Raw genomic sequence first — 26,806 nt, 5'->3', positions numbered from 1 at the left:
GGCAAAGAGCGCTGGTGCGGTGGCGGCCAGCGCCGAGTGGGGGCCGAAAATAATTGTAGTCCTGTCTCTAGTTTTCGAGCTTGTTCTGCGCGTCTGCCAGCGACATGAACCAAGTCGTGTTCAGACACTCATCGCGTAGACCGCCGTTGAAGGACTCAATGAAGGCATTGTCCGTGGGCTTACTGGGGCCAGAATAGTCCAGCGTGACGCCGTTGTCGTAAGCCTATTGATCATGCGACAAGGAAACAAGTTCGGGCCGTTGTCAGCCTGAATGCGACGTGGCAACGCGCTGCGGTCGGCGGCGATGCGTATCAGTGCCTGCACGACGTCCTGCCCTGTCAATGACTGGCCAACCTCAATGGCGAGACACTCGCGAGTAAAGTTATCCACGACCGTCAAAGCACGAGACTGCTGCCCATCGAATAAGGCATCCGAGACGAAGTGCACGCTCTAGCTGGTCGGGTGGTCAGCGTGGGGCGTTCCAGGCGATGGGCTGCGGCTTTGCGACGATGCGGTCGTTTGCTGCGCAAATTCAAGCCTTCCTCCTTGTATAGGCGGTAGATGCGCTTGTGATTGACGTGCCAGCCGTCGCGACGAATCAGCACATAGATGCGCCAAAAGCCGTATCGCACGCGGGTACTGGCGATCTCGTGCATGCGCGCCTTTAGCGGTGCATCTAGTACTTTCGGCTTGAGTTTTTGGTACCGCCGGCTCGGCTCTGCTGACAAAGCCGACATGCCCGATTCACACTCACACGGTAGCGTTCGATCAGATGGGCCGACGAGCTGCTTGCGCTGCGCCGGCCTTAGAGCTTGTTTCGCAGCACATCCTGCAACATGACTTCGTCCAGAGACAGGTCAGCGACCGGTTGTTTGGGAGCTCTTCTATTCTCGTCTTCGAGCTGGCGCAGACTTCGCAACTCCGTAGCCCCGACACCGGCGTACTTCTTCTTCCACGCGTAGAAGGTAGCTTGCGTGACGCCAACCTTGCGGCACACCTCTTCGACCGACACACCAGTGTCGGCTTGACGCAACGCAAACGAAATCTGCTCTTCAGTGAACTTGGACTTTCTCATGGCGAACCCCCTCCCTAGGCATTAGTGGTCGCCGGAAATCTCTAGTTCTGAACTGTCCAGTTTCGTGGCGTGAGGTCGGGTCCTCTTGGCCGCTGCCCACTCGGTCCGAAGTCGGCTCTTACGTCTGGACCAGCGTGCGTTCGGCCCGAGACTTGCTGCACTGAACACTTCGGACGCGCCTATCCGGCCTCATGAGTGTCGCGTCGCCCGACACTCCTCTTCGTGAACCAACGAGTCAAAGAGATCATCATGAACGTCAACGACTTCAAGCAAATGTATGTTGCCGAACTGCAGGAGTTGCGGTCCGTGGAGGACCAGCTGACGCAGGCGCTACCGAAAATGGCCGACATGGCACAGAATCCGCAATTGAAGCAAGGCATCCTCGACCATCTCGAAGAGACCCGATCTCAGCGTGATCGTTTGGAGAAATATTGAAGCGGCATGGCATGGGTACGCGTGAACATATGGACGGCTCGATGCAAGCCATCGTCCGCGAGGCCGACCGTTGAGCCGGCATGGTCACAGACCCTGATCTTCGCGACGCTGGGCTCATTGCATCGGCGCAGCGCGTCGAACACTACGAGATCGCCGTCTACGGGACCATGGCGACGTGGGCGGAGCAACTGGGCCTGGATGACGACATGCAGACGTTGCCGGCCATCCTGGACGAGGAGAAAAGGACGGATCAGCGGCTCAGCGAGTTGGCCAAGCGCGCGATCAACCCTGAAGCGTCCCGGTCCTGATTGCGAAGCCGCTCTGCGGGCAGTCGGCAATCCGCTTCGGGTCTGGGACGCGTCAGGACGCGCCGCCCTTGCGCATCCTGCCCAAAAAGCGGTCGATGCGGCCGATGGATTCGGTCAGGTCGTCCGCATTGGGCAGGAACACCATGCGGAAGTGGTCGTGGTGCGGCCAGTTGAAGCCCGTGCCCTGCACGATCAACACGCGTTCCTGGTCCAGCAGGTCGTACGCGAACTGCTGGTCGTTCTGGATTGGATAAACCGCGGGATCGAGCCTGGGGAACAGATACAGCGCGCCTTTGGGCTTCATGACGTGCACGCCGGGAATCTGCGTCAACAGGTCGTAGGCCAGGTCGCGCTGCTTGCGCAGCCGGCCGTTGGGCCCCACCAGGTCGTCGATGCTCTGGTATCCGCCCAGCGCCGTCTGGATGGCCAGCTGGCCCGGCGTGTTCGAGCACAGGCGCAGCGAGGCCAGCATGTTCAGGCCTTCGATGTAGCCCTGCGCGTGGCGCTTTTCGCCGGATACCACCATCCAGCCCGCGCGATAGCCGCACGAGCGGTAGTTCTTGGACAGGCCGTTGAAGGTCAGGATGAGCACGTCGTCGCACAGCGACGCCATGCTGATGTGCGTGGCGCCTTCGTAAAGCGTCTTGTCGTAGATCTCGTCGGCCAGGATGACCAGGTTGTGCTCGCGCGCCACCTGGATGATGTCCAGCAGCACCTCGCGCGGATACAGGGCGCCCGTGGGGTTGTTGGGGTTGATCACCACGATGCCGCGGGTGCGCGGCGTGATCTTGGCGCGGATGTCCTCGATGTCGGGCAGCCAGCCCGAGGCTTCGTCGCACAGGTAGTGCACGGGACGGCCGCCGGACAGCGCAGTCACGGCCGTGTACAGCGGAAAGTCCGGCGAGGGAATCAGCAGCTCGTCGCCGTCGTTGAGCAGTGCGTTGATGCTCATCGAGATCAGTTCGGAGGCGCCGTTGCCCAGGTAGACGTCATTGACGTCGACGCCGAGCACGCCCTTTTCCTGCATGTAGTGCACCACCGCCTTGCGCGGCGCGAACAGGCCCTTGCTGTCGGTGTAGCCCGCGTTGTCCGCCAGGTTGCGGATGATGTCCTGCACGATCTCGTCGGGAGGCTGTATGCCGAACGCCGCGACGTTGCCGATGTTCAGCTTGATGATGCGCTGGCCGGCTTCCTCCATTTCGCGGGCGCGATCCAGGACCGGACCGCGGATGTCATAAGCGACGGCATGGAGTTTGGAGGATTTTTCGATGGCTTTCACGCGGCTGAATTCCCAAGGCGACGTCAGGGGGAGGGACTGCACATAGCCGCCCGATACCGGCAGGCAGCGGAACGGCATGATAAACCATGGCGCGCCGTGGGCCGCCGGGCCACCAGGCCATCAAACCACCAGGCCACCCGCTGCCGGCAACCGGGCCACCGGACCGGCCGGATGCGATCCGGCGGCATACCGAGCCCGCATGGGGATTCCATTGGAAACGCCAAGACCGTGCGGGCGCGCCCCGGGGGCGGTCGCGCAAAACCCCCGCGACAACACTTGCTTGCATTTTCGCTTCCCACTGTCGGCCCAGGCTTTGATAGTGTCGGGTGTTACAAAAGCAGGCGAACTGCGCCGCCTCGCCGGGCCGCATGCGCCGAGAACGAAGGACATCCATGGCTGCGAAGAAACTGTCCCAGAGCGTCTCTCCGCTCACTTTCACCGGCTCCGCCGTCATCGCGCTGGCGCTCATCGCATACGCCAGCCTCAATCCCCAGTCGGCCGCGCAGCTGTTCAAGCATGCCAACGACTGGATCATCGGCGAGGCGGGCTGGTTCTATCTGCTGGCGGTGGGCTTCTTTGTGTTGTTCCTGATCGGACTGGCCATCAGTCCGTACGGCCGCATCAAGCTGGGCCCGGATGAGTCCGTGCCGGACTACAGCTACGGCACATGGGTGGCCATGCTGTTCTCGGCCGGCATGGGCATCGGCATCGTGTTCTACGGCGTGGCCGAGCCCATCACGCACTTCTCGAAACCGCCCGACGCGGACCCGCGTTCGGTGGATGCGATGCGCGACGCGATGGAGATCACGTTCTTCCACTGGGGCGTGCACGCGTGGGCCATCTATGCGCTGCTGGGCATGTGCCTGGCGTATTTCGGATATCGCAAGAACCAGCCGCTGTCGCTGCGCTCGGCGCTGTATCCGCTGATCGGCGAACGCGTGCACGGTCCGATCGGGTCGCTGATCGACATCTTCGCGGTGGTGGGCACGCTGGCCGGCCTGGCGACGTCGCTGGGGCTGGGCGTGTCGCAGCTCAACGCCAGCATGAACTATCTGTTCGGCCTGCCGCAGTCGCTGGACACGCAGTTGCTGCTGATCCTGGTGGTGACGCTGCTGGCCACGGTGACGGTGGCGACGGGGCTGGACAACGGCATACGGCGGCTCAGCGAGTTCATCATCATCCTGTCGTTCCTGTTGATGGGAACCATGCTGTTCCTGGGCCCCACGGGCTTTCTGATGCAGGCGATCGTCGAGAACATCGGCCTGTACCTCAACGGCTTCATCGCGCGCACCTTCCACGTATACGCCTACAACCCCACGCCATGGGTGGGCGAGTGGACGCTGTTCTACTGGGGCTGGTGGATCTCGTGGTCGCCCTTCGTGGGCCTGTTCATCGCGCGCATCTCGCGCGGCCGCACCATCCGGCAATTCCTGCTGGGCGTGCTGTTCGCGCCGGCTGGTTTCAGCTTCATCTGGTTCACCATCTTCGGCGACCTGGCGATCTGGCTCGACATCAATCGCGCCGCGGGAGACATCTCGGCCACGGTGGCGCAGAACATGCCCATCGCACTTTTCACGGTGTTCGAGTATCTGCCGCTGTCGCAGCTGCTGGCGTGGGCCACGGGCCTGCTGGTGGCCGTGTACTTCGTGACCGCATCGGACGCGGGAGCGCTGGTCATCGCCATGATCACGGCGCGCAGCAGCGAAGAGGAAGAGCCCGCGCTGTGGCTGCGCATTTTCTGGGCGTTGGTGTGCGGTGGCGTGGCGGCCTGCCTGCTGCTGGCGGGCGGACTGGACGCGGTGCAGATGGCGGCCATCATCGCGGGGTTCCCGCTGGTGATCGTGCTGACCTTGATGTGCTGGGGCATCTGGAAGGCGCTGTCGGACGAGGCTTCCATGCTTGCCACGCAGTCGCTGCAGGCCGCGCCGCTGCTGCCCACCGATGGCCAGGTGCCGTGGCGGCGGCGGCTGAATGCCATCGTCAGCCATCCCACGCGCGACCAGGTCAATCGCTTCATCGGCGGCACGGTGACCACGGCGCTGACCTCGGTGCAGGATGAGCTGCGCAGCCGGGAACTACAGGCCGAGATCGAACAGCTGGACGACGGCGTGCAACTGAAGGTGCTGCATGGAGACGGCGCGCCGGACTTCCTGTATGCCGTGCGTCGCATCAGTTACCCCATCCCGGCCTTTGCGCTGTCCGATCAGCACAGCAGCCGCGACGAGCGGCGCCGCTATTCGCGCGCCGAGGTGTTCCTCAGCCAGGGCGGCAGGGGTTACGACATCTATGGCTACAGCAGTGATCACGTGATTTCGGACGTGATCACGCACTACGACCGGTTCCGGCACTACCTGCATACGAAGTAGTGCACAGGCCACATCAGGAAGGAGAACGCATCGATGGATCTGCAGTTGAAAGACAAGCGCGTGCTGATCACCGGCGCGTCCAAGGGTATCGGGCTTGCGTGCGCCCTGGCGTTCGCCCGCGAGGGCGCGCGGCCCGTGCTGGTGGCCCGCAATGCCCAGGTGCTGGCCGAGGCCGCTGGGCAGGTCGCGCAGCAGGCGGGCGTGCAGGTCGACATCATGGCCTTCGACCTGGCCGAGCCGCATGCCGCGGCGCGCCTGGCCGACCGCGCCGGCAGCATCGACATCCTGGTGAACAACGCCGGGGCTGTGCCCGGCGGCGCGCTGGACCAGGTGGATGACGCGCGCTGGCGCGCCGGCTGGGAATTGAAGGTGTACGGCTACATCGCGCTGACGCGCGAATACTACCCGGCGATGTGCCGCGCGGGCACGGGCGTGATCGCCAACATCATCGGCATGGGCGGCGCCGCGCCGCGGCCAGACTACATCTGCGGAGCCGCGGCCAACGCGTCGCTGATAGGCTTCACGCGCGCGCTGGGCGCGGACGCGCCGCGCCATGGCGTGCGCGTATTCGGCGTGAACCCGTCGCGCACCCGGACCGACCGCGTGACGACCATGGCGCGCCAGCGTGCCGAAGCCCGCTGGGGCGACGCGGACCGCTGGCAGGAGACTCTGACCGATCTTCCGTTCGACCGCTTGATGGAGCCGGCCGAGGTGGCCGATCTGGTGGTCTTCGGCTGCTCGCCGCGCGCGGGGTACCTCAGCTCGACGGTGATCGACCTGGACGGTGGCGAACAGTATCGCGGGCGGGCTTGAGTCACACGCGCTGACGAGGTCGCAGGCTAGTGCGACAGCGTCTGTGGGGCGCCGCCCTTGTCATGCGTGGCGTAGCGGTCGACCATCGTGGTGCTGGCCCGGTTCAGCCCGTGCAGCCGCACCTCGATGCCGTTGCGTCGGAATTTGTGCACCACGCGGTCCAGCGCCTCTACGGCGGTGATGTCCCAGAAGTGCGCGTGCGACAGGTCGAGCACGACCTGGCCTATGGCTTCCTTGAAGTCGAACTCGGCCACCATGGCTTCGGAAGAGGCGAAGAACACTTGGCCGCGCACCAGATAGCGACGCGTCGCTCCTCCATCTTCCAATACCGAGTCGACTTGCAGCACACGCTGCACCTTCGAGGCGAAGAACACCGCGCTGAGCACGACGCCGGCCAGCACGCCCAGCGCCAGATTGTGCGTGGCCACCACCACCGCGACGGTGGTCAGCATCACGAAGGACGAACTGCGGGGATGCGTGACCAGGTTGCGGAATGAACGCCAGTCGAACGTGCTGATGGACACCATGATCATCACCGCCACCAGCGCGGCCATCGGGATCTGCTTCACCCATGGCCCCAGGAACACGACCAGTACGATCAGCATCGTGCCCGCGACCAGACTGGACAGGCGGCCGCGGCCGCCCGATTTCACGTTGATGATGGACTGGCCGATCATGGCGCATCCCGGCATGCCTCCCAGGAAGCCCGCCACGATGTTGGCGCAGCCCTGGCCGCGGCATTCGCGGTTTTTGTCGCTGGGCGTGTCGGTGTAGTCGTCGATGATCGAGGCGGTCATCAGCGATTCCAGCAGGCCCACCACCGCGATGGCGACCGAATACGGGAAGATGATGCGCAGCGTCTCCAGCGTGAAGGGCACGGCGGGCAGGGCGAAGGAAGGCAGGCTGTCGGGGAACGCGCCCATGTCGCCCACCGTGCGTATCGGCAGGTCCAGCGCCAGCGCGACAATGGTCAGCACGAGGATGCACACCAGCGGTGAAGGCACCGCGCGCGTCAGATAGGGGAACAGATAGATGATCGCCAATCCGGCTGCGACCATCACGTAGACGGCATGCGGGCCGGCCGTCAATTCCGGCAGCTGCGCCAGGAAGATCAGAATGGCCAGCGCATTGATGAAGCCGGTGATCACCGAGCGGGAAACGAAGCGCATCAGCGCGCCCAGGCGCAGCAGGCCCGCGCCGATCTGCAGCAGGCCGGCCAGCACGGCGGCGGCGAACACGTACGAGACGCCGTGGTCTTTCACCAGCGTGGTGATGAGCAGGGCGATGGCGCCCGTGGCCGCCGAAACCATGCCGGGGCGTCCGCCCGTGATGGCCGTGACCACGGCGATGCTGAAGGCGGCGTACAGGCCGACGCTGGGGTCGACCCCGGCGATGAGGGAGAAGGCAAGGGCTTCGGGGATGAGCGCGAGGGCGACGACCAGGCCGGCGAGCAGGTCGCCGCGGACGTTCGACAGCCACTCCTGGCGCGTCGAGGTATGAATCATGATGGATGCGTGATCGATTGCGATGCGGATTGCGGGCAGGAGCGGCCGCGCGGCATGCGTTGCCGACCGGCTCTTGCCGGCCTGGCGGATATCGGGGGGTATGGGGCCCGCATGCATGCATGCATGCGGCGGCAGGAGCCGCCGTCGCCGCGACGACCGACCTTCGGACAGGGCTGGCAGGCAGCCAGCAGGGCGGTCGGGGGCGGCAGTTACATGGGTAGGCGGTGTGGCGGGATGAAAGGCAGCGCGATTGTAGGCCGTTTGCTGCGGGGCCGGCAAACGGCAGGCCGGTCCAGGGCTATGCGGGCGGCAGGCGGCGCGTCGTGCGCGACCGCGCGCCGAGCCATGCTCGCAATCGCCTCCAGCCGATGACCACGCCGGTCATCGACACGGCGAAGCCGCCCGCGCTGAGCGCGATCAGCACCGCGTCGCGCAGCCATCCCTGCCTCAGCAGGGCCGGCGTGTCCCAGCTGTGCAGGAAGTTGAACAGCCAGCGGCCCACGCGCTGATGCCTGTCGAGGCTGGCCGCCACCTCGCCGGTGCGCAGGTCGATGTACACCCGCGTGCGACCGGCGTCCGCGAAGTCCAGCCGTAAGGCGGGCAGGCCTCGCGGGCGCGCGCCGTTCATGGCTTCGGACTGGCGGCCGTAGTAATAGTCGTCGTACCCGTCCAGTACGTAGCTGGACACCACGGCAGCGCCGAACAGCCGGCGGGCGGCGGGCATCACCTGCTGCGGCGTCCAGTGCGCGGCGACGACCAGGCCATCGTTCGCCTGCCACACCAGCCGGCTGTCCGCCGCGGCGTCGTAGGCCAGCACGTAGGGCTGGCCGCCGATGCGTCGCCATTGCAGCTCGACCGGCCGGAACCCGGCGTCGCGCAGGGCTTGCAGGATGTCGACGGGACGTGCGCGCAGCGGCTCTTCGTTCTGTGCGCCGCCGCGATAGGCCGAGAGGTCCGGCCGGCCGTGCGCGGGCGAGAACGCGTCGATCGGGTTCATCGACATCAGCCCGCTGAAGATCCACGCGAAAAGAGCGCCGCCAAAGAGCAGCCCCGCGACGTGATGCCAGCGCATCCAGCCTTCGCGATACGGCGTGCGGCTGCCGGACCGGTAGCGGCCGCGAAAGCGCCAGCGCCATGTGCCCACCACGATGCCCGTGAGGGCGCTGAGCGTGCCGGCCGCGGACAGCACTATCACGGTCCACGACCAGACCGGATCGACGGACTGCACGCGGAACATGTACAGCCAGTGCAGCCAGGCGCCGAGGTAGTTCCAGCGCTGCTGCGCCCGCGGCGCGTCCAGCACGACCTGGCCCGTGGCCGAGGACACGTACAGCGCGCCGCCCGCGCCGCCTTGCAGCAGTACGCGGTGCAGCGGCCGATGCGGGTCCAGTCCGCGCGCATGCGTCCAGCGGTCTTCCCATACTGTGTCGCCATCGGTGGCCCGCGCGTGTGGAGCAAAGGCGCGCGCCGCGGCCAAGGCCTGCTGCATGCCGACCGGGCCGGCAGGCAGGCCGGTATCGGCCGCATAGGCCCGCGGCACACCGCGCGCATCCGGCGCGACATAGTGCGGCTGACCGCGGATGGACGTCAGCACCGCCTCGTCGCCGCCATGCGTCAAGGCATGCGGCGCCACGCAGCAGGCCGACGGCTGCAGCGCGGGCAGCGCCGCCAGGCGCTCCCATGGCGTCAGCTTGGGATAGCCCACGTACAGCATCACCACGCCGCTGATGAACCACAGCGCCATCAGCACGCAGCCGAAGACGCCGGTCCAGCGATGCAGCAGATAGGTCAGCCGCCGGGCGCGCGCACCTATGTCCATGGCTCTCCCTCGTTTGCTCAGAAGCGCTGGTTCAGCGTCAGCTCGAAGCGTCGGCCCGGCCCGTACAGCCACTGCGTGGACGTGTAGTACGCGGTGGTGAAGTAGGCACGGTCGAACACGTTGTAGCCGCGCGCGGTGATGGCGGTGTCGCCGTTCAGGTCCCAGCGCAGCGCCAGGTCGGTGGTGGTGTACGACGGCAGTTCCAGTGTGTTGGCGCTGTCCGCGTAGCGCTTGCCGACGTAGCGCAGGCCGCCCATGGCGGTCCAGCCGGGCTGGAAGTTCCAGCTGAGCCACAGATTGGCCAGGCGCTCGGGCACGTTGGGCGGCACGTTGCCGCTGCGCGATACCGCCGTGCCGCCGACGGCCTCCGAGAAATCGTCGTACTCGGCGCGCAGCACCGTGGCATTGGCTTCCACCTTCCAACCGGGCGCGAAGGCCAGCGCCAGCGAGGCCTCGATGCCGCGCGAGGACTGCTGTCCCACCTGCACGCGCAGGCTGGGATCGGCCGGGTCGCGCGTCAAGAGGCCGGTCTTGCGGATGTGGTATGCCGCCAAGGTCCATTCGCCGCGACCCTGCCAGAAGCCCTGCTTCAGGCCGATCTCGACCTGCCGGCCCCGGGCCATGTCGAAGCCGGCGTTCGAGGGGCTGAGCATCAGCAGCCCGCCCACGGGATCGGCCGCTTCCGCGTACTGCGCATACAGCGCCAGGTCGGGCCGCAGCTCGTACACCGTGCCCACGCGCCAGCCGACGTCCGAATAGGTGCGGTTCAACACCTGCCGGTCCAGCACGAGGTCATTGCGCGCAAGGCGCGCATGGTCGTAGCGCAGGCCGCCCAGTACGCTCCATTGCGGCGTGAGCGCGATGTGGTTTTCCGCGAATAGCGCGTACTGGTCGGCCTTATTGCGATAGCGCGGAATGGTCGGCGCGTCGCTGGCGAATTCGCCCGGATCGGGGTCGTACGGATCGACCGGGCCCGAACTGCCCGCATAGGTGTTGTTGGTGTGGCGAAAGGTGCTGTGATTGACGTCGAATCCCACCGACACGGTATTGTCGAAGCGGCCCAGCCGGCCCTTGAACGTCGCGTCGGCGGTCAGCCCGGTCTGCTTCTGGTCGTGCGAGATTGCGGTGTTGTCCGAGCGGTCGATCAGCTCGGTGGCGGGGTTGTAGACGTAGCGTTCGGCGTTGCGCCAGTCGCGCTTGCTGCCCACGTGGTACAGCCGGGCGCGCAGCGTGGCCGCGTCGGTCGGCGTCCACACGGCGTCCAGCTGCGTCCACTGGTCGCGGAACCGCATGAAGCTGTCCCCCACGTTGTAGTTCTCTTCCCTCAACGACTCCAACTGGCGCCCGTCCACCAGCGGCGTGCCGAAGTAGCGCATGGGACGTTGGTAGCCATAGGCGTGGCTTAGCGTCAGGTTCAGGTCTCGCGCGGCATCCCAGCGCAGCGCGCCCGAGAAGGTCGCGTCGTCGGAATCGCCGCGGTCTACCCAACCGTCGGTGTGGTTGCCGCTGAGATCCAGCCGGTACGACAGCTCGTCCGTCAGCGCGCCTGCGCTGCCCAGGCCCAGCCGGGCCGTGTCATCGGTGCCTACTGTCGCCTGTACCTCGTTGCGGATGGGGCCGCGCGTGGGCTTCTTGGGCACGATGTTCACGGTGCCGCCGATGGCGCCGTCGCCGTAGATCACCGAGGCGGGGCCGCGCAGCACCTCGATGCGCTCCACGGACCAGGTGTCGAAAGGAAAGGTGACGCCCACGCCGCCATACTGGCGCAGCCCGTCGTACAGCCGCATCACCGAGGTGCTGTCGGTGAAACCGCGCGTGGACAGCGCGCTGTTGCCATTGCCGGGATGGCCCATGGCGCTGATGGCGCCGGCGCGTGTGATGGCGTCGGACACGTTGCTGTCGCCGCGGTCTTCCAGTTGTTCGCGGGTGATGACGTCGATGCTGGCGGGCGTCTGGCGCAGCGTCAGTCCCAGGTTCGAGCCGGTTTCGGCCGGCGTGTCGAGGATGTTGGCCTGGTCGCCGCTGACCACGACGGGGGCCAGGGTGGCGGGCGCCTGCTGGGCCATTGCCGGCGTGGCGGCCAGGCCCAGCCACAGGCAGCCTGCGGCATGCCGCGATGCGGCGCGCAGGGGGAATCGATAAGACATGGTCTCTTCCTGAATGCGGGTGCGAGCGGCGGCGACGAACGGCGCTCGCAAGCGCGGGCGGGAAGGCGCCAGATAGATGGCGTCATCCCGCCGCGCGCGGCACGGTCTCGTCGGCATACGCGCAAGCCATCCGGGCGGCTGGCCCAGGGTTGGCTCGCGATCCCGCGTTTATCGGTATGGAATGGGCGTCAGCTCCGCCGGGCGGGCGTGACGCGGGGGCATTCAGGCAGAGGCGGGCGGGGCGCGCGCCAGCGAGAGATTCCACACCGGCGCATGGCGCGGCTGCGGATCGTCCGGGACGACCAACCGCGCGTAGCGCACCGGCGCCGGGGCGACGCCCAACGCATCGCCGCCTGGCAGGGTGGCGGGAGCGTGGCACAGCAGGCAATGCCCGGCGCCGCGAGTAGAGGATGCTTCGGCATCGTCCGGATCGGCCGGGACCGACAGGTCGACGGCGATGAACTCGTGCGTGGCCGCGTTGCACAGCTGCACCCAGACGGTACGCGCGACAGGCCCCGCGCCGCTGGCCAGTCCCAGGGACGGGAACAGCGTGGCGTACAGGAACGCGAACAGTAAGAGCCAGCACGAACGGCGCCGTGCGGCTGCGCTCATGTCCATGGGTTCAGGAGATGGCCGTGACGGCGGGATTCTATCAGTGGGCGGGTCCTGTACAGTACGTGCAGACTTGATCCTGGTCAGTTGGATCCCCGCCGCGCGGATCGACTGTCGCTTCCGACGCGCGTGCCGACGTGTCTCCCATGCCTGAAACCGCTGCCACGCCTCCCGCCATCGTCTGGTTCCGCGACGATCTGCGCCTGGCCGACAATCCCGCCCTGTACAGGGCCGCGAAGTCGGGCCAGCCGCTGGCCTGCGTGTACGTGCTGGACGAAACGCATCCGCGCATCCGAGCGCTGGGCGGCGCAGCCCGCTGGTGGCTGCACCATTCCTTGCAGGCGCTGGAGGCGTCGCTGGCCGCCCATGGCGGCACGCTGCTGTTGCTGCGCGGCAGCGAGACGCGCGCCGTCCTGCAGCTGGCCGACGCGCTGCGCGCGGGCGCCGTCTACTGGAACCGCCGCTATGGCGAGGCGCAGCGCGAGGTCGATGCCGCGCTGAAGACCTCGCTGCGCCAGCGCGGCCTCGTGGTCGAAAGCGCCAACGCCGCGCTGCTGTACGAGCCCTGGGAGGTGCTGACCAACGCCGGCGGGCCATTCCGCATGTATACGCCATACTGGCGCGCGGCCGGCAAGCTGGGCGGTGTGGCCGATCCCTTGCCGGAGCCCGCGCAATGGCGCTTCGCGCCGCTGCCCGCGAGGCTGCCGATGCGCGCGGCGCTGGACGACCTGAAGCTGCTGCCGCAGGCGCCCGAGCCCGACTGGGCCGGCGGCATGCGCGAGGCATGGTCCTGCGGCGAGGCCGCGGCCGCCCAACGCATGCACGAATTTCTGAAGGGCGGCCTGCACGACTACGAGGCAGGCCGCGATCGCCCGGACCTGCCAGCCACCAGCCGCCTGTCGCCGCACCTGCGTTTCGGCGAGATCTCGCCGCGCCGGGTCTGGCACGCGGCGCATGCGGCCGGCGGGGCGGGGCGCGACAAGTTCCTCGCCGAACTGGGTTGGCGCGAGTTCTGCTACAGCCTGCTGTATCACTTCCCGGACATGGCCACGCGCAACTTCAAGCCGGAGTTCGACACCATGCCGTGGCGCGACGACGCGCACGCGTTGCGGGCCTGGCAGCGCGGCATGACAGGCTATCCGCTGGTCGATGCCGGCATGCGCCAGTTGTGGACCACAGGCTGGATGCACAACCGCGTGCGCATGGTCGTGGCGTCCTTCCTGGTCAAGCACTTGATGATCGACTGGCGCATCGGCGAGGCCTGGTTCTGGGACACGCTGGTCGACGCCGACCCGGCAAGCAACACCGCCAACTGGCAATGGGTGGCGGGCTGCGGCGCCGACGCCGCGCCGTACTTCCGCGTGTTCAACCCGGTGCTGCAAGGCAAAAAGTTCGACCCGCAAGGCGACTACGTGCGTCGCTGGGTGCCCGAGCTGGCCCGCATGCCCGCCGCGCAGATCCACGAGCCCTGGGCCGCGTCCGCCCCGCACCTGGCGCAGGCGGGCGTACGGCTAGGCCAGGACTATCCCAGGCCTATCGTGGTTCACGACGAGGCGCGCAAGCGCGCGCTGGATGCGTACGCCTCGCTGGGCGGACGCGGCCCCATGTCGCGGCTGCGCTAGCCCGCCGCCAGCGCCACCAGGTGCATCAGGCCATACAACAGTCCGCCGATCAGCGCGCCCACGAAGGTGCCGCTCATGCGGATGGACTGCAGGTCAGTGCCCAGGTTCAGCTCGAGCTGCTGGGTCAGTTCCTCGGCGCTCCAGGCCTGTACGCGGCCGATGATGAACCGGCGGATCTTCTCTCGGTATTCCTCGACCAGCGGCTCGACCGTGTCGGTCACCCACCCGTTGAACCAGGTCTTCATGTCGGCGTTGTCGTCCAGCCGCCTGCCCAGGTTCAGCGAGGCCTTGAAGATGGCCGCGCGTATCTCGGAATCGTCGCTGGCCAGGTCGGCGCGCAGCCAGTCGATGGCGCTGCGCCATATCTCGTGGATGTACACGGAAAGCTCGCTGTTCTCGAGCACGCGGTCGCGGAACTGGTCGATCTTGGCGCGCAGCGCGGCATCGGTGCGCAGCTGTTCGATGAGGCGCGGGATGTTCCGTTCCAGCTTCACGCGCAGCTCGTGGTCCTTGTCGCGAGCCATGTCCTGGAACAGCTGCCGCATGCCGGCTGCCACCTTGTCGGCGATGTTCTCGGCCACCGGCCGGTCCAGCTTCACCCAGCGCATCACCGACCACAGCTCCTGCGCGATCTTCTCGGCCAGCAGGCCGCGCGTCGTGGTTTCCACCGGAATGTCGGCGATGTCGCGCAGCAACTGGTCCATGGCTTCCTGGTGCCGGCCGTCCTTGGTCAGCACCGTCAGCAGGCTTGCCAGCAGGCCGGACACGTCCAGCCGGCTCAGCTTCTCCTTGGTGTTGGCGCGCACGAAGTCGCGCAGTTCTTCGCTGTCCAGCAATGCCACCAGGCTGGGCGCGTGCCGCACCACGAACTCGGCGACGCGCGCGGCCGATTCGGGGCGGGAGAGGCCCTGCACCAGCCGCTGCGCCGGATTGAAGGCGTGCAGCCTTTCCAGTACCTGGTCCTTGCCCAGGAAGTGGTCGCAGATGAAGTCGGCCAGGCTGGCGCCGATGCGATCCTTGTTGCGGGGAATGATGGCGGTGTGCGGCAGCCAGCGCAGCCCCAGCGGATGGCGAAACAAGGCCGTCACGGCGAACCAGTCGGCCAGCCCGCCCACCATGGCCGCCTCGGCCATGGCGGCCAGCAGGCCCAGGTAGGGGTTCTGGTGCTGCGGGTCGAGCGCGGTCAGCAGCACGAACAGCGCGCAGGCCGCCAGCAGGCTGAGTGTGGCCTGCAGCTTGCGGCGGGCCAGCTTGCGATGACGTTGCCGAGCGTCGGCCACGGTGCCGGGGGCAGGGGCCGGCGCGTCGGGTGCTTCCAATGCCATCTCCTGGAAATGCCGGTACGTCGGTAGGAGATCAGCCTGCCGAGGCCTGCACCCCCAATCGGCGCAGCGCGTCACCCAGTTGCTCGAACCGATAGGGCTTCTGTACCGAGACCATCCTGCCGTGCTTGGGCAGCTGGCCGTCCAGTTGCGGGCCGTATCCGCTGGCGATGACGATGGCGAGTTCCGGATAGCGCGTGACGAGCACGTGCAGGAGGTCCTCGCCCTTCATGTCGGGCAGGCCCATGTCGACGATGGCGCCGCGAAACCCTTGCGGATCGGCCTCGAGCAGGCGCAGGGCGTCGCCGCCCGTGGCCGCCTCGGCCACGTCGTAGCCGAGGTCCGACAGCCCGTCCACGGCCAGCATGCGGACCAGTTCTTCGTCCTCGACCAGCAGGATGCGGGCCTGGCCCTCGTACGGCGCGCCGCCGGTGGCCGCGGCAGAGGCGCGGGCCGCTTCGGCCGGCGGATCTTCATCGACGGCCGCCGGGGCCTGGCGGTCGAGGATGTCGCGGATGCGGTTGGCCAGGTCCACGAACGAGAAGGGCTTGGGCAGCAGGTCCACGCCAGGCGGCAACTGGCCGCCGTGGGTAAGCGCGCCTTCGGCATAGCCCGAGGTGTACAGCACGGGCAGGCCGGGCCGCAGCTCGCGGGCCGCTTCGGCCAGTTCGCGGCCGTTCATGCCCTTGGGCAGGCCCACGTCGGTGAACAGCAGCGAGATGTCGTCGTGTCGGCGGATCTGGTCCAGCGCGGCCGGGCCATCCGCCGCCTCCAGCACGCGATAGCCCAGGTCTTCCAGGATGCGGGTGGAATGCGCGCGCACGCTGGCGTTGTCTTCCACTACCAGGACGACCTCGCCCGGCGCCGCATGGCGGGCCTGGCCGTCGTGGTGCGTCTCCACCTCGCGGTGGTTCTGCGCGGCCTGGCGAGGCAGGAACAGATGCACGATCGTGCCGGCGCCCACGGTGCTGTCGATGTGCACGTGGCCGCCCGATTGCTTGACGAAGCCGTAGACCTGGCTCAGGCCCAGCCCCGTGCCCACGCCGATGTCCTTCGTGGTGAAGAAGGGCTCGAAGACCTTGTCCAGCAGCTCGGGCGGAATGCCGGTGCCGGTGTCGGACAGGCTGATCTGCACGTACTGGCCCGGCAGCATGCCGGCGGCCTGTGCGTCGTCCTGGCCGAACTCTGCATTGCAGGTGCGGATGCGGATGATGCCGCCGTCGGGCATGGCGTCGCGCGAGTTCACCGCCAGGTTCACCAGCGCGCTTTCCAGCATGTGCGGATCGATCAGCGTGTCCCACAGGTCGGCGGACAGTTCGGTGTGCACCTCGACGTGCTCGCCCAGCGTGCGCGTCAGGATTTCGATGGTGTCGGAGACCAGGCTGTTCAGGTCGATGCGGCGCGGCTGCAGCGGCTGGCGCCGCGCGAAGGAAAGCAGGCGCTGCGTGAGGGCCGCGGCGCGCTGCGCGCCCAGCTTGGCATGCGCCAGCGCGGTGGCCGTGCGGCCGGCGGGCATGCCGGCCAGCGTGCGTTCCAGGGTCTCGAGATTGCCCAGGATCACCGTAAGGAAGTTGTTGAAGTCGTGCGCGACGCCGCCGGTCAGCTGGCCGAAGGCCTCCATTTTCTGCGCCTGGCGCAACTGTTCTTCGGCGCTGCGCTGAGCGCTTTCGGCATCGGCGCGCTGCTGCATCTCCTGCAGCAGGCGTTCGTTGGTGCGCAGCAGCTCGGCGGTGCGCGCGGCCACCATGTGCTCGAGCTCGTCGCGCGCCCGCTTGGTCTCTGTGACGTCGACATTGGTGCCGAGCAGGCCGAGAAAGCGGCCGCTGCGGTCGATGCGCGGCACGCCCTTGCAGTGCAGCCACCGCAGGTCGCCGTTGCGGTCCACCACGCGCATTTCCATCTGGAATTCGCGTCGCTCGCGCGTGGCGTGCCGCATCTCGGCCAGCACCAGCGGAAGGTCGCGGCCGTCGACGGTGCGCTGCCATCCCTGGCCCAGCATGGTGCCGGCGGGCATGCCGAACATGGCCTCGAAGTGGCGGTTGGTGAAGATCATGTCGCCCTGTTCGTCGGTTTCCCAGATCAGGGCGGGGGCGCTGTCGGCCAGCGTACGGAAACGCTCTTCGCTGTCGCGCAGGGCTTCCTCAGCGCGCTTGCGCGCGCGCCGGTCTTCGGCCTCGAGCAGTGCGCGCCGCGCCGCGGCGCCCAGGCGCTCGAGGCGCTCTTTCAGCACATAGTCGGTGGCGCCTTCCTTCAGCGCCTTGACGCCCACTTCTTCGCCGATGAAGCCGGACACGAAGATGAAGGGCGCCTCGGGCGCCAGCTCGCGCGCCATGCGCTGCGCCGCCCAGCCGTCGATGTCCGGCAGCGAGAAGTCGGACACGACCAGGCTGATGCCGCCCTCGCGCAGGACGGCCTCGTAGTCGCGACGATTGCTGGCGCGCCGCACCGCGACGTCGGGCAGCGCCTCGCCGAGCTGGAACTGGATCAGCTCGGCGTCCAGGTCGTCGTCTTCCAGGATCAGGACGGTCACGGCACTTCCGAGGACCTGCGTTTGGGTTTGCTGGGCGCAGTGCGTTCGAGGTACATGGGAGGCGGTTGGTTCAGGATGGCCCAAAACATGCCCAGGTTGCGGATGGCGTCGAAAAACTCGGTGAATTCCACCGGTTTGACGACGAACGAGTTCACCCCGAGACGATAGCTGCGCACCACGTCGCGCTCTTCGCGCGACGAGGTCAGCATCACCACCGGGATCTGCTGGTGTCGAGGGTCGGCCTTCAGGCGCGCCAGCACCTCGAGGCCGTCTATCTTGGGCAGCTTCAGGTCGAGCAGGATGACGGCGGGTTCGCCCGGCGCGCGATTGGCGTGGATGCCGGTCTGGTATACATAGTCCAGGGCCTCGGCGCCGTCGCGCACGACCACGACCTCGTTGGCGATATTGCACTGCGCCAGCGCGGCCAGCGTCAGTTCGACGTCGTTGGCGCTATCCTCCACAAGCAATATGGGGCGCAGTTCTTTCATTTTTTCCATTCAAGACTCATTGCGCGGTAGCGCGAAATAAAACCGGGCGCCGTGGTCGACGACCCCTTCGCCCTTGATCCAGCCGCCGTGCTTTTCGACGATGCGCTTGGACAGCGCCAGGCCGATGCCCGTGCCCTCGAAGTCGTCGTGATTGTGCAGGCGCTGGAATACGCCGAACAGCTTGCCGACGTACGCCATGTCGAAACCGACGCCATTGTCCTCGATGCAGTAGATCGTGAGCGAGCCGCTGTCGGAACCGGTGATGCGGATCGTCGGCTTATCCTTCAGGCTGGAATACTTGACCGCATTCTCCATCAGGTTGTACCAGACCTGGCGTATGTACTTCACATCGCCGTACGAGGGCGGCAGCGGCGCGATGTCCCACGTCGGCCGCACATCGGGCAGGCTGAGCTCGACCGCCTGGCGCACCTCGGCAACCATCTTGTTCATGTCCACCTTCTGCGGCGCCAGGGCCGCGCGGCCCAGGTGCGAGAAGCGCAGCAGGTCGTCGACCAGGCGGCCCGCGGTCACGGCGGCACGAACGATGTTGTCGATGTAGTGGGTCGACGTGTCGTCGAGCTGGCCCTCGCGGCGCTTGAGCAGTTCGGCAAAACCCGCGATGTGCCGGAACGGCGCGCGCAGGTCGTGCGAGACAGAGTACGAGAAGGACTCGAGCTCGACGTTGCTGCGCTCGAGCTGCTCGGTGAGTTCGGCGCGTTCTTCGGCGCGCTTGAGAATCAGGTTGACCACCACGTTGCGGAAGTCCACCAGCGCATCGATCTCGGAGCGGCGCCACGGGATGGCGCGATTGCGCACCTCTTCCCGCCAGATGTCGAAGGACTTGCGGGGATGCAGGCGGCCCGAGACCGGATCGACGGACTTGTGCGGATTGCCGCGCCAATTGACGGTATGCACCACCTGCGGCCGGAACCACAGCAGGTAACTGCGGTGCAATGCCGAGATGGAAGCCGCGGCCAGCCCGCTGGCCACGTCGGCGAAGGCCTCGGCCTCGGGCCATTCGCCCGCGAGATGCTCGGTGGCGTAGGCCTGCTCGACGTCGTGTTCGGTCAGCCAGTCGACAATATTCTCGATCTGCGGTTTCGAAGGCGTATTGCCGATGGTCCAGACCTCGTCCTGCCAGACCAGCGCCGCGCCCTGGGCCTGCAGCAGCGACATCCAGGCGGGCGAGCGTTCCTTGAAACCTTCCTGCAGGGTGGGCGCGCGCGACAGCAGCTCGACCAGTTCGACCTCGACTTTCTTCAGTTCGATGCGGTGGGCGTGTTCGGCGATGCGTTCGTTGGCGCCGATCTGGTGCGCCACGATGCGCCCCAGAAACTCGCTGGCGGCGCGCACCTGCGGCTGCACGTAGTGCGGACCGGCGCTGTGGCACGACAGCAGGCCCCACAGTTCGCCGTCGATCACCAGCGACACCGACATCGACGACATCGTGCCCATGTTGCGCATGTACTCGAGATGGATGGGCGAGACGCTGCGCCAGGTGGCGTAGGTAAGGTCGACCGGCGCATTGTCCGGGCCGATGAAGGGCGGATCGAGCGGCACCGGCGCATAGCCGGCGTCCGGAATCAGGCGGATGCGGTTCAGGCAGTACAGTTCGCGCGCCTGGCGCGGGATGTCGGAGGCGGGGAAACGGTGATTCAGATACACCGGCAGCACGCCGTTGTTGTCCTCGGCCACCACGGTGCCATGGCCGTCGCTATCGAAACGGTAGACCAGGACGCGGTCGAAACCCGTCAGGCGGCGCAGTTCGGCCGCGGTGCGCTGCAGGATCAATTCGGGATCGCCCGCCGGGTCGAATTCATCGAGCAACGTGCGCAGTTCGGGATAGAGCGCGTCCAGCGTGGCGGGGGTGTGGGCCTGGACGGGTTCGAATTCCACCACCAGGCCCTGCGGCCCGCGCGAGCCCGACACGTAGAGCGGCCGGTCGCGTACGTGGACGGTGAAGCTGAGCGCCTCGCCGTCGCCGCCGGCCCAGGCCCGGATGGTGTCCAGTGCCTCGTTCCAGCCGTCGTCGTCGGATCGTGCAAGCGTTTCGCCAGGGGTGACTGCGTGGCAAAGGATCTCGCTGCTGTTGGCGCTGGCGGTGATGATGCGCAGGTCTTGCGCGTCCAGTACCATCAGTGCGCCGTAGGGTTGGATGGCGCCGGGAATGCGTATGGGTTCCCGCGCGCACTGATTCAGATCCAGGTTGGCCGAAGACGAAGTTCCATGTGCTTGCACCGTTGCCAGACCCCTGCGTTGGACGTTGCATAAAAGAGTATCAGAAGATACCACCGCGCCTGTGTCAGCCAGGGTTACATATCCGCATGCCGAACCGCGCCATCGGCACACCCGTGGCGGCAATCGCCATCGCCCCGGTGCGCACGTGTTATTGCCTATACTGGCGGCACTTCATTGCCCGCCGGCATCGCTTTCGTGCATAGATATCCCCTTCGCAAGTTCGCCGGCAGTCTCCGGTCTGCTTCAGCCCTGCTTGCTCTGTCGCTGCTGGCGGGGTGCACGGCCACCCATCAACCCATGGGACCGGTGGTGCGGGCCCCGAGCATCGATGGCCAGGCCCTGCTGGCGCCCGACGCCGCCGTGCTGCCGCTGCGCGCCTGGCTGCCGCCCGGCCCGCCGCGCGCGGTCATCCTGGCGCTGCACGGCATGAACGACTATTCCAACGCCTTCCAGATGCCGGGGGAGTATTGGTCGCGCCTGGGCATCGCCACCTATGCCTACGACCAGCGCGGCTTCGGCCGCGCGCCGCAGCCGGGCATCTGGTCGGACACCTCGACCATGGCGGCCGACCTCAGCGCCGCCGTGGACGCCATCGCCGCCCGCCATCCCGGCGTGCCGCTGTACGTGCTGGGCGAAAGCATGGGCGGCGCCGTGGTGATCTCGGCGCTTGCCCAGCCGGGCCCGGGCGGCAAGCCGCTGGCGCAGCGCATCGATGGCGCTATCCTGTCCGCGCCGGCCTTGTGGGGCAGGCAGACCATGAGCGCGCTCTACCGCCTGACGCTGTGGGCCGCCTACCAGACCGTGCCGGGCATGAAGCTGGAACCGCCGGCGGGCTTGAAGATCGTGCCCTCCGACAACATCGAGATGCTGCGCGCGCTGGCCAGCGACCCGCTGGTGCTCCGGCGCACGCGCGTGGATGCGGTCAGCGGGCTGGTCGACCTGATGACGAGCGCGTACGAAGACCTGGACCGCCTGCCCGGCGATCTGCCGGTGCTTGTGCTGTATGGGCAGCATGAACAGGTGCTGGACCGCAAGTCGGTATCCGAGTCGCTGGCGCGGCTCGATGCGCGCTCGGCCGGGTCGCCGGTGCGCCAGGCCGTCTATTCCCGCGGTTATCACATGCTGCTGCGTGATCGCTGCGCCGCGACGGTCTGGAGCGACGTGGCGGCCTGGATCGAGGCGCCCGCCGCGCCGCTGCCCAGCGGCGCCGACCGCTCGCGCTGGGTGGAGCAAGAGGCCAAGCCCGGACCGGTATGTCCGGATGGCAACGGCGAGCCGATGGCAACGCCGGCTTCCGCGGTTCCGGACGCGCGGCCCGTGGTGCCCGTCGCGGCCGACGACTAGCCGTCCGAAGGGGCGCCGCACCGGTTGCACATGGCAACCGATTTCGCGCTCGCCCGGTCCTACACTGGCTTTTTCCGGCACGCCACGGCAGGGAAGGGCAGACGATGAACGGCTCAGATCAATCCTCGCGCGCAACCGCGTCCCAGGCCTACGACGCCATCATCATCGGCACGGGCCAGGCCTCGCCGGCCCTGGCCGGCCGGCTGGCACAGGCCGGCATGAAAGTGGCGGTGATCGAGCGCAAGCTGGTTGGCGGCACCTGCGTCAACGTGGGATGCACGCCTACCAAGGCCATGGTGGCCAGCGCCTACGTCGCGCGGCAGGCCGCGCGCGCAGCAGAATATGGCTTGGAGCTGCCCGTGCCGCCGCGCGTGGACCTGCGGGCCGTGTGCCGACGGGTCCATCAGATCGTGCAGAACAGCCGTTCGGGCCTGGAGGAATGGCTGCAGGGCATGGAGAACTGCACCTTGATCCGCGGCCATGCCCGCTTCGAAGGGCCGCGGCAGGTGCGGGTGGACGACCGACTGCTCAGTGCCGACCGGATCTTCATCAACGTGGGCGCCCGGGCCGTGGTGCCGGACAGCCTCGCCGCGAAGGACCTGCCCTGCCTGACGAGTTCGGACATGCTGTCGCTGCACGAGGTGCCGCGCCACCTGGTCGTGATCGGCGGCAGTTATGTGGGATTGGAGTTTGCGCAGATCTATCGCCGCTTCGGCGCCGCCGTGACGGTGATCGAGAGGGGCTCGAGGCTGGTCGGCCGCGAAGACGCGGAGGTGTCCGACCAGATACGGTCGATCCTCGAGGCCGAGGGCATTGTGGTGGAACTGGACGCGCGCGACATGCAGTTGCTGCCCCATGCCGATGGTGTGGCGGTGCGCGTCGGCGCCGCCGATGGACTGTCGCGCGAGATATCGGGCAGTCATGTATTGGTGGCCACGGGTCGCCGGCCCAACACCGATGATCTAAGCCTGGACCGTGCGGGCATCGCCACCGACAAGGTGGGCTACATCACGGTGGACGACGAGCTGCGCACCAATGTAGAGGGGGTGTGGGCGCTGGGGGACTGCAATGGCCGCGGCGCCTTCACGCACACCTCGTACAACGATTTCGAGATCGTCGCGGCGAACCTGCTGGATGGGGCGTCGCGCTCGCTGCGCGATCGCATCCCCGCCTACGCGCTGTACATCGATCCGCCGCTGGGTCGAGTGGGCATGACCGTTGCCCAGGCGCGGGCGGCCGGCTGCAGGGTGCGCGTGGGCGTGCGGCCCATGACGCGAGTGGCGCGCGCCATCGAGAAGGGCGAGACCCAGGGGTCGATGCGCATCGTCGTCGACGCCGAGACGGAGGAAATACTGGGCGCCGCCATCCTGGGGCCGGGCGGCGACGAGGCCGTGCACCAGGTGCTCGCCGCCATGGCGGCGGGCGGGTCGTACAGGCGCCTGCAGCAGACCATGGCCATTCATCCCACGGTGTCGGAGCTGGTGCCCACGCTGCTGGGGGAGTTGTCGGATCCGGAATGATGCGGCCTGCGCGCAGCTGTCTGCGGCAGGTCGGCGCGGCGTAGCCTGCAGGGCGGCCCGCTGCGCCAGTCGCAGCGCGGGCCGCCGCGGCTTTTGTCAGATCACCCGGAAGCCGTGCGTGCCGTCGCGGCCCAGTTGTTCCACCAGGCCGAATTCCCAGTCCAGGTAGCCCTGCATCGCTTCGCGCGGCGCGTCCGTGCCTTCGTATGGACGGCGGTAGCGATCGATGCGCGGCGAGGCCAGGCGCGTTTCGCCGCTTTCGGTGGGGCGCCCAGCGGCGATCCAGGCGGCATTGCCGCCTTCCAGCACGTACACCGGAATGTCGGTGAGCGCGGCGGCGTCTCGCGCGGCGAAACGCGCCAGCAGGCTCGATCCGCAGGTGAACACGTAGCGGCGCGGACGCGGCTGCACGGCCTGCAGCGCCTGCGCCAGCTGCGCGCGCAGCGCGAACCATGCGCCGGGGATGTGGGCCTTCACGTAGTTCACGCCCGTCGTGAAGTCGAGCACCTGCGTGTCCTGCGGACCTTCGGCCAGCCAGCCGGCCAGTGCGGCAGCATCGACGGTCCGCACCTCCGGGGGCTCCGGCTGCGCACGCTTCCACGGACCGGGCACGTAGCGGCTGGCGTCCGGAATGGGGTCGAGCACATAGACTTCCCAGCCCATCTGCGCCAGCCACGAGGCGCTCATCGAAGCGCGCACGCCGTCGTCGTCCGCCAACACCAGCCGGGCGCCGCGCACGGGCGCGTTGTGGTCGGTCTCCTGCACCAACTGGCCGCCCGGCGCGGATGCGAAACCGGGCAGGTGGCCGGCCAGGTATTCATCAGGCGTGCGCACGTCGTAGCGATACAGCGTGCGGCCCGGCTCCTGCAGGCTGCCGATGTCGTCCAGCGAGATGCGGCGCACGCCGGCACGATCCGCCACGCGGCGCGCATCCGCCTGCGCCGTGGCGCGCGTCTCGGGACGCGCGTCGGGATGGCGCCGGCCGGCGCCGCGGTCCAGCTGCTGGCCCGCCAGCGTCCAGCCTATGGTGCCGTTGCGCAGGGCGGCCACGGGGTTGGGTATGCCCGCGTTCACCAGCGACTGCGTGCCGATGATGCTGCGTGTGCGGCCGGCGCAGTTGACGATGACGCGCGTGGCGGCATCGGGCGCCAGTTCGCGGATGCGCAGCACCAGTTCGGCGCCCGGCACGCTGGTGGCGGTGGGGATGCTCATCGTGTGGTATTCGTCGAAGCGGCGCGCGTCCACGATGACGGCATCGGCTCCCTCGTCGATCAGCTGCTTGACCTCTTGCGCGCTGAGCGAGGGCGTGTGGCGTTCGGCCTCCACGAGTTCGCCGAAGGCCTTGCTGGGCACGTTCACGTCGCGGAACAGCTCGCCGCCGGCGGCGCGCCAGCCTTCCAGTCCGCCTTCGAGCGCATGCACGTCGGTATAGCCCAGCGAGCGCAATACCGTGATGGCGCGCGGCGCCAGGTCGCCCGAGTCGTCGTGGCCGTAGACCACGGTCAGCGTGTCGCGTCTGGGAATGCGTTCCCATGCGTCGAGCTCGAGTCGCGACAGCGGGAAGTTGGCGGCCCACAGCGGATGGGCCTGCGCAAAGGGGTCTTCTTCGCGCACGTCGATCAGCGCGATCTCGCGGCCCTGAAGCAGGGCGGTGCGCACGTCGTCGAAGGTGAGGGCGGATTGAGCGTTGGCGGTCATGGGGTTTGCGGTTCTTTCGACAGGTCCCAGATGTTGGGCAGGGCGGCGTTGGAATAGCCGGAGATGAAAGGCTTGCGCTCGCCGTCCGGCCCGAAGACGGAGCGGCGCACGGCGCCGATGTTGGCGCCGTAGACGTGGATGCTGATGGAGACGCGGTCGTCGTGCGCATTGCGCACGCGGTGTATGTCGCCCACGGTCGGCGACACGGGTTCGACGTCACCGGGTGCCAGGCGGATTTCGGGGCCGTCCGGCTCGGGACGACCGTGCGCGTCCAGCCGGTAGGGCTGCGAGTATTCCGCGCCACGCAACATGCCGATCAGGCCCCAGACGGTATGGTCGTGCACCGGAGTCTGCTGGCCGGGACCCCACACGAAGCTGACCACCGAGAAGCGCTGCGCCGAGTCGGCGTGCAGCAGATATTGGCGGTAATACGTGGGATCCGGCTGCGCGTAGGCATCCGGCAGCCAGTCGTCGCGCGCGACCAGGCGGCCCAGCAGCACGCCGCCGTCGCGCAGGATGGCGGGTTCGTCGGGCCCGCGTGCCAGCAGCCCGGCGAAGTCGACGACGAATTCACGCAGGGGCGCGATGCCTCTGGCAAAAGAGGGGGAAGTCGTGCTCATGGTCGTCTCGTCCGGTGTCGTGTTTGTTCGATGCTGGCGGCCGAAGCATTATTCCAGATGCGCCGGCCCGCAGCGCTTTCCGCGGTTGCGTCACGGTGGTTCGATGCTATGCCATGGGCCAGAGCATGACGAGTGAACCGTCGTTATATCGATATCGGTGTGACGACGAGTTGAGCGGCCAGGCGTCGACCACAAGGGGGGCGTTGGGGTTGGATGAGCCGGCTGGCCGGTTATGGCATCAGCGACGTATCCGGGGTTGTGTCCCGTTGCCGGACGCGGGCGCGCCAGGTTTCCAGCAGCGCCAGATCGATATGGAAGTCCGATGTCGCGGAAGTGGCGTTGGCAAGCGACGCGGCCAGTGAAACCAACTCCGCGAGGATCTCCACGATATCCCGTTGGGCCAACAGCAGTGCGAAAGTCTCCGACATGAGGTCGCGCGGCCAGAGAGGATGATTCAAGTCGAAACCTACGAACCACCGGTACAGCAGGTTGTAGTCGATCACCTCGTGCAAGGCCTCGTCCGAGGGCACCGAATATAAAACGCGAATCAGCAGCGCGCGTACCAGCGGTTCGGCGGGGACGCGCATGCGGCTTGTCCGCATGGCGGCTTCGAGACGGTCCTCGGCGAGCTGCAATTTCGCATTGACCGGATCGCGCAGGTTGGACAAGGGATGGGAGACGGGCAGGAACTGCTCGATTTTCGGATGGCGCGCCCAGGTGGCATGGCTGACCAGCCACACGACAGGCGATTTATATCGCCACACGCAGACGGGGGCTATCTCGGCGTCGGCGATATATGACGCGAATTTTGCATAAAACTCGCTCATTTTCACGTGCCGAACGGGGGGCGCCGTGAAGGGTGTTCCCTGCCGGGTATACCGCGTGGCGGATTCTCGCTGATCGTGGTGGGCAGGCATGGGCATCCTTGACTACGGCGACGTACCTGGGCGGACAGGTAAAACAGAATGCCCGGGGAACAGTGGGAATTTATTCGAGATTTCCGAAACTGTTAAATGAAATTTCATCGGCATTTTTATTACCGTGCATGTCTTCCACCTTTCAGCC

At 67.3% G+C, this 26,806-nt stretch carries 19 protein-coding genes and 1 pseudogene; 7 read left to right on the top strand and 13 right to left on the bottom strand.

Features of this window, described 5'->3' with window-relative positions:
* Positions 1-1,075: pseudogene (locus tag CAL15_RS17415) on the bottom strand (IS3 family transposase); the annotation flags it as partial.
* A gap of 249 nt (positions 1,076-1,324) precedes the next feature.
* Between CAL15_RS17415 and CAL15_RS24785 the strand changes: the two are divergent.
* Both CAL15_RS24785 and CAL15_RS24780 read left to right on the top strand, forming a co-directional pair.
* Entirely contained in the window at positions 1,325-1,510 is a 186-nt protein-coding gene (locus CAL15_RS24785; protein ID WP_157666684.1) for a YciE/YciF ferroxidase family protein, read from the top strand.
* 80 nt (positions 1,511-1,590) lie between these two features.
* Complete coding sequence (locus CAL15_RS24780; protein ID WP_086079745.1) at positions 1,591-1,818, top strand: YciE/YciF ferroxidase family protein; 228 nt, start codon at positions 1,591-1,593, stop codon at positions 1,816-1,818.
* A gap of 52 nt (positions 1,819-1,870) precedes the next feature.
* On the opposite strand, the gene CAL15_RS17400 is transcribed toward CAL15_RS24780, so the two are convergent.
* The gene (locus CAL15_RS17400; protein ID WP_086081162.1) at positions 1,871-3,097 is read right to left on the bottom strand and encodes a pyridoxal phosphate-dependent aminotransferase; all 1,227 of its coding nucleotides are present in this window, start codon (positions 3,095-3,097) and stop codon (positions 1,871-1,873) included.
* A gap of 392 nt (positions 3,098-3,489) precedes the next feature.
* Between CAL15_RS17400 and CAL15_RS17395 the strand changes: the two genes are divergently transcribed.
* Positions 3,490-5,463, top strand: a complete 1,974-nt coding sequence (locus tag CAL15_RS17395; protein WP_086079744.1) for a BCCT family transporter — start codon at positions 3,490-3,492, stop codon at positions 5,461-5,463.
* A 33-nt stretch (positions 5,464-5,496) separates the two neighbouring features.
* Positions 5,497-6,276, top strand: coding sequence for an SDR family oxidoreductase (locus tag CAL15_RS17390; RefSeq protein WP_086079743.1), 780 nt, complete (start codon positions 5,497-5,499; stop codon positions 6,274-6,276).
* 26 nt (positions 6,277-6,302) lie between these two features.
* Here the strand turns inward: CAL15_RS17390 and CAL15_RS17385 are convergent, their stop codons facing one another.
* From CAL15_RS17385 to CAL15_RS17370, 4 genes are all read right to left on the bottom strand, one after another.
* On the bottom strand, positions 6,303-7,781 hold the full coding sequence (locus CAL15_RS17385) for a SulP family inorganic anion transporter (protein ID WP_086081161.1): 1,479 nt from the start codon (positions 7,779-7,781) through the stop codon (positions 6,303-6,305).
* Between the two features lie 298 nt (positions 7,782-8,079).
* The gene (locus tag CAL15_RS17380) at positions 8,080-9,600 is read right to left on the bottom strand and encodes a PepSY domain-containing protein (protein ID WP_086079742.1); all 1,521 of its coding nucleotides are present in this window, start codon (positions 9,598-9,600) and stop codon (positions 8,080-8,082) included.
* Positions 9,601-9,617: 17 nt separating this feature from the next.
* Positions 9,618-11,747, bottom strand: coding sequence for a TonB-dependent receptor (locus tag CAL15_RS17375; protein ID WP_086079741.1), 2,130 nt, complete (start codon positions 11,745-11,747; stop codon positions 9,618-9,620).
* Positions 11,748-11,969: 222 nt separating this feature from the next.
* Positions 11,970-12,359, bottom strand: coding sequence for a DUF2946 family protein (locus tag CAL15_RS17370; protein WP_157666683.1), 390 nt, complete (start codon positions 12,357-12,359; stop codon positions 11,970-11,972).
* 146 nt (positions 12,360-12,505) lie between these two features.
* Between CAL15_RS17370 and CAL15_RS17365 the strand changes: the two genes are divergently transcribed.
* On the top strand, positions 12,506-13,981 hold the full coding sequence (locus CAL15_RS17365; RefSeq protein ID WP_086079739.1) for a cryptochrome/photolyase family protein: 1,476 nt from the start codon (positions 12,506-12,508) through the stop codon (positions 13,979-13,981).
* On the opposite strand, the gene CAL15_RS17360 is transcribed toward CAL15_RS17365, so the two are convergent.
* From CAL15_RS17360 to CAL15_RS17350, 4 genes are read right to left on the bottom strand one after another with little or no spacing between them, the layout of a single operon-like run.
* Positions 13,978-15,300 (bottom strand): DUF445 domain-containing protein, encoded by a 1,323-nt coding sequence (locus CAL15_RS17360; RefSeq protein WP_157666682.1) that lies wholly within the window; start codon positions 15,298-15,300, stop codon positions 13,978-13,980. The genes CAL15_RS17365 and CAL15_RS17360 overlap by 4 nt on opposite strands.
* Before the next feature lie 37 nt (positions 15,301-15,337).
* The gene (locus CAL15_RS17355; protein WP_198299076.1) at positions 15,338-17,833 is read right to left on the bottom strand and encodes a response regulator; all 2,496 of its coding nucleotides are present in this window, start codon (positions 17,831-17,833) and stop codon (positions 15,338-15,340) included.
* Positions 17,830-18,330 (bottom strand): response regulator, encoded by a 501-nt coding sequence (locus CAL15_RS24540; RefSeq protein WP_232468009.1) that lies wholly within the window; start codon positions 18,328-18,330, stop codon positions 17,830-17,832. Before CAL15_RS24540 ends, CAL15_RS17355 begins: the two co-directional genes overlap by 4 nt.
* Entirely contained in the window at positions 18,331-20,559 is a 2,229-nt protein-coding gene (locus tag CAL15_RS17350; RefSeq protein ID WP_198299075.1) for an ATP-binding protein, read from the bottom strand. It lies immediately after the preceding gene.
* A 195-nt stretch (positions 20,560-20,754) separates the two neighbouring features.
* On the opposite strand from CAL15_RS17350, the gene CAL15_RS17345 reads away from it, so the two are divergent.
* Both CAL15_RS17345 and CAL15_RS17340 read left to right on the top strand, forming a co-directional pair.
* Positions 20,755-21,903 (top strand): alpha/beta hydrolase, encoded by a 1,149-nt coding sequence (locus tag CAL15_RS17345; protein WP_198299074.1) that lies wholly within the window; start codon positions 20,755-20,757, stop codon positions 21,901-21,903.
* 104 nt (positions 21,904-22,007) lie between these two features.
* Positions 22,008-23,423: an FAD-containing oxidoreductase gene (locus tag CAL15_RS17340; RefSeq protein ID WP_086079735.1), complete on the top strand. Its 1,416-nt coding sequence runs from the start codon at positions 22,008-22,010 to the stop codon at positions 23,421-23,423.
* Positions 23,424-23,519: 96 nt separating this feature from the next.
* Here CAL15_RS17340 and CAL15_RS17335 read toward each other — a convergent pair whose 3' ends face one another.
* The 3 genes from CAL15_RS17335 to CAL15_RS17325 all read right to left on the bottom strand — a co-directional run bounded on the left by CAL15_RS17335 (position 23,520) and on the right by CAL15_RS17325 (position 26,568).
* Positions 23,520-25,121, bottom strand: coding sequence for a rhodanese-related sulfurtransferase (locus CAL15_RS17335; RefSeq protein WP_086079734.1), 1,602 nt, complete (start codon positions 25,119-25,121; stop codon positions 23,520-23,522).
* Positions 25,118-25,741, bottom strand: coding sequence for a cysteine dioxygenase (locus CAL15_RS17330; protein ID WP_086079733.1), 624 nt, complete (start codon positions 25,739-25,741; stop codon positions 25,118-25,120). The genes CAL15_RS17335 and CAL15_RS17330 overlap by 4 nt, the downstream gene beginning before the upstream one ends.
* A 230-nt stretch (positions 25,742-25,971) precedes the next feature.
* Complete coding sequence (locus CAL15_RS17325; protein WP_157666681.1) at positions 25,972-26,568, bottom strand: transposase; 597 nt, start codon at positions 26,566-26,568, stop codon at positions 25,972-25,974.
* Between the last annotated feature and the right edge of the window lie 238 nt (positions 26,569-26,806).

The sequence above is a fragment of the Bordetella genomosp. 13 genome (assembly GCF_002119665.1).
Classification (GTDB): domain Bacteria; phylum Pseudomonadota; class Gammaproteobacteria; order Burkholderiales; family Burkholderiaceae_B; genus Bordetella.
The sequence above is the reverse complement of the archived record's forward strand: the minus strand, read 5'-3'. Positions and strand labels throughout refer to the sequence as shown.

Bases quoted from the DNA above. Each gene is read 5' to 3' on its own strand.
- CAL15_RS24785 (WP_157666684.1), top strand. From the start codon at position 1,325: ATGAACGTCAACGACTTCAAGCAAATGTATGTTGCCGAACTGCAGGAG.
- CAL15_RS24780 (WP_086079745.1), top strand. From the start codon at position 1,591: ATGGTCACAGACCCTGATCTTCGCGACGCTGGGCTCATTGCATCGGCG.
- CAL15_RS17395 (WP_086079744.1), top strand. From the start codon at position 3,490: ATGGCTGCGAAGAAACTGTCCCAGAGCGTCTCTCCGCTCACTTTCACC.
- CAL15_RS17390 (WP_086079743.1), top strand. From the start codon at position 5,497: ATGGATCTGCAGTTGAAAGACAAGCGCGTGCTGATCACCGGCGCGTCC.
- CAL15_RS17385 (WP_086081161.1), bottom strand. From the start codon at position 7,781: ATGATTCATACCTCGACGCGCCAGGAGTGGCTGTCGAACGTCCGCGGC.
- CAL15_RS17380 (WP_086079742.1), bottom strand. From the start codon at position 9,600: ATGGACATAGGTGCGCGCGCCCGGCGGCTGACCTATCTGCTGCATCGC.
- CAL15_RS17375 (WP_086079741.1), bottom strand. From the start codon at position 11,747: ATGTCTTATCGATTCCCCCTGCGCGCCGCATCGCGGCATGCCGCAGGC.
- CAL15_RS17370 (WP_157666683.1), bottom strand. From the start codon at position 12,359: ATGAGCGCAGCCGCACGGCGCCGTTCGTGCTGGCTCTTACTGTTCGCG.
- CAL15_RS17365 (WP_086079739.1), top strand. From the start codon at position 12,506: ATGCCTGAAACCGCTGCCACGCCTCCCGCCATCGTCTGGTTCCGCGAC.
- CAL15_RS24540 (WP_232468009.1), bottom strand. From the start codon at position 18,330: ATGGAAAAAATGAAAGAACTGCGCCCCATATTGCTTGTGGAGGATAGC.
- CAL15_RS17340 (WP_086079735.1), top strand. From the start codon at position 22,008: ATGAACGGCTCAGATCAATCCTCGCGCGCAACCGCGTCCCAGGCCTAC.
- CAL15_RS17335 (WP_086079734.1), bottom strand. From the start codon at position 25,121: ATGACCGCCAACGCTCAATCCGCCCTCACCTTCGACGACGTGCGCACC.
- CAL15_RS17330 (WP_086079733.1), bottom strand. From the start codon at position 25,741: ATGAGCACGACTTCCCCCTCTTTTGCCAGAGGCATCGCGCCCCTGCGT.
- CAL15_RS17325 (WP_157666681.1), bottom strand. From the start codon at position 26,568: ATGAGCGAGTTTTATGCAAAATTCGCGTCATATATCGCCGACGCCGAG.